The sequence below is a fragment of the Spongiactinospora gelatinilytica genome (assembly GCF_003236385.1).
GTDB lineage: Bacteria > Actinomycetota > Actinomycetes > Streptosporangiales > Streptosporangiaceae > Spongiactinospora > Spongiactinospora gelatinilytica.
Genome location: NZ_POUA01000080.1, coordinates 1 through 2,885, shown reverse-complemented (window position 1 = coordinate 2,885; position 2,885 = coordinate 1). Strand labels below are relative to the sequence as shown.

The following is a 2,885-nucleotide window of genomic DNA, read 5'->3' as shown; positions in this document are numbered from 1 at the left end:
GCGGCAGAGCAGGCTTGAGACGAGCGTCGTGGACCTCACGGTCATGTGGCCGAGCCTGCGCGGCAGCATCTTCGACTGGACCGGCGGAGTACGACCGAACCGGCAGGACCTGAAGATCGCCGCGGGCGTCCCCTACGACAACGGCGAGGACGGACGCCAGAACAAGGCCGTGGTGCCCGGCCCGCACTCCCAGTGCCGCCCCGAGGGCCTGACCGCGACCCGCGGTGTGGACACCCCGTACTGCCTGGCCTACGACGCCGAGGGCCGGGAATGGCTGGGCGGCGGCGGACGCGACAAGCGGGTGATCGGCTACTTCACCGGCTGGCGGACCGGCGCGAACAACCAGCCGCGTTACCTGGTGTCGAACATCCCGTGGTCGAAGCTGACCCACATCAACTACGCGTTCGCGAAGGTGGACGGCAACAAGATCTCGGTCGGCGACACCACCGACCCGGACAACCCGGCCACCGGCATGACGTGGCCGGACGCCGTGGACGCCCGGCCCGATCCCGGCCTGTCGTACAAGGGACACTTCAACCTGCTGGCGAAATTCAGGAAACGGCACCCACAGGTCAAGACGCTGATCTCGGTGGGCGGCTGGGCCGACACACGGAACTTCTACGCGATGGCCACCAACGCCGACGGCAGCGTGAACCAGTCCGGCATCGACACGTTCGCCGACTCGGTCGTCGAATTCCTCGACCGCTACAAGGCGGCGTTCGACGGCGTGGACATCGACTACGAATATCCCAGCGCGCTGCCCAAGGCCGGCAACCCCGCCGACTGGGAACTGTCCGACCCCCGCCGCAAGGGCCTGCAAAAGGGCTACAACGCGCTGATGAAGACGCTGCGCGAAAAACTGGACCGGGCCGGCGCCGATCGGGGCCGCTACTACCTGCTCACCTCCGCGGCCTCGGCCTCGGGCTACCTGGTCCGCGGCTTCGACGCGGGCGAGGCGCTGCGATACCAGGACTTCGTCAATCTGATGACCTACGACATGCACGGCTCGTGGAACCACTTCGTCGGCCCGCAGGCCCCGTTGTACGACGACGGGAAGGACAACGAGCTGGAGGACGCCGACTTCTACACGACGAAGGAGTACGACAAGACCGGCTACTTCAACGTCGACTGGGCCTACCACTACTACCGCGGCGCGCTGTCGCCGGGCCGGATCAACATCGGCATCCCGTACTACACCCGCGGCTGGCGGAACGTCGCCGGCGGCACCGACGGCCTGTGGGGCACCGCGGCCCTGCCGGACCAGGGCCAGTGCCAGCCCGGCACAGGGCCAGGTTCCGGTTCGTCCACCCCTGTGGCCTGCGGGAACGGCGCGGTGGGCATCGACAACCTGTGGCACGACCTCGGCGGGGCCGGGCAGGAGGTGGCGTCCGGTTCCAATCCGATGTGGCACGCCAAGAACCTCCAGAAGGGCCGGGCGCCGAACTACCTGCGCGCCTACACCGACGCGGGCAGGGAGGAGGGCAAGCTGAAGGGAACCTACGAGGAGAAGTACGACGATACGCTCAAGGCCCCCTGGCTGTGGAACGCCGACAAGAAGGTGTTCCTGTCCACGGAGAACAACGCCTCGCTCGACGCCAAAATCGATTACGTCAAGGAGCAGAAGCTCGGCGGCGTGATGATGTGGGAACTCGCCGGCGACTACACCGAACTCGGCGGCGGCGACTACGGCATGGGCTATGACATGACCACCCGCCTCGACGAGGGACTGCGCGGTTCCGGCGGTTATCAGACCACCCGCGCGGGCGAGACCACGCTGCCGAACCACGTCGTCGACGTGAAGGCCGAGCTGGTGGACTATCCCACCGGAAAGGATCCGGAGTTCCCGGACGACGACCCCTTCTACCCGATGCGTCCCAAGCTGCGCATCACCAACGACACCGACGTCCCGCTGCCGTCGGGCACCGAGATCGCCTTCGACATCCCCACCTCCGCGCCGCCGATCCTGCGCGACGGCAACTACCAGGAATTCGGAAAGAACATCGTCATCGACAAGGGGCGGGAAGGCAACAACATCGGCGGGTTGAAGGCCGACTTCCATCGCGTGACCGTGAAACTCGGCTACTGCGAGGACATCGCGCCCGGCGCGAGCCACGACATCGTGCTGCGTCACTATCTGCCGCTCACCGGCCCGGCCAACGTCACCCTCAAGACCGGTCCTCGCACCTACGGTTCCACCCAGAACGACCAGCAGGGGGCCACCACCGTCACCCCGGAGATGGCCGACGGGGTGGACTGCCAGGCCGAGGAGTGGGAGCCGCACCCCTACAACCCGCGCGGCACGTTCGCCTTCGAGAAGGACGGCGACGACTGGCGGATCGTGGACTGGGTCGGCGGCAACGTCCTGGACCACCCCGAATCCTGGGACACCCCCCACCTGGTGGACAACCAGCCGGGCAACGAGAACCAGTTGTGGAGCGTCGACGAGGACGGCGGCTCGGGCTGGTACCGCATCAAGAGCCGCGGCAAATGCCTCCAGGCCGACGGGGTCCTCAAGTCGCTCAGCGTGCACGACTGCGACGGCGAGCCGCACCAGTGGTGGCAACTGCGCACCATGCGGCCGGGTGAGGACGACATCATCACCACCGGCACCCCCGCCGCCGGAACCGGCTACCAGTTGGTGTCGTTCGCCGACGACTCCTACGAGCCCGCCTACGTCGCCGAGGGCAAGAACAGCGGCAACCGGCCGGGCACCGAGGTCGTCGCCGGTGATCTCGACGGCACCACCGCGAGCACCGTCGTCTGGAACGGCTTCTACTGGCGGGCCAACTGGTGGACCACCGCCACCGACGAACCCGGCAAGGGCGGCGCCTGGAAGAAACTCGGCCCCGCCCCCGGCGCGGCCGCCCTCCGGCCGACCCCGAACC

1 protein-coding gene is annotated in these 2,885 nt (G+C 67.8%); it reads left to right on the top strand.

Translation table 11 applies throughout. The features are described 5' to 3' along the window. Positions 1-2,885, top strand: a 2,885-nt coding sequence (locus tag C1I98_RS12765) for a glycosyl hydrolase family 18 protein (protein WP_199536902.1), incomplete at both ends; no start/stop codon positions are given.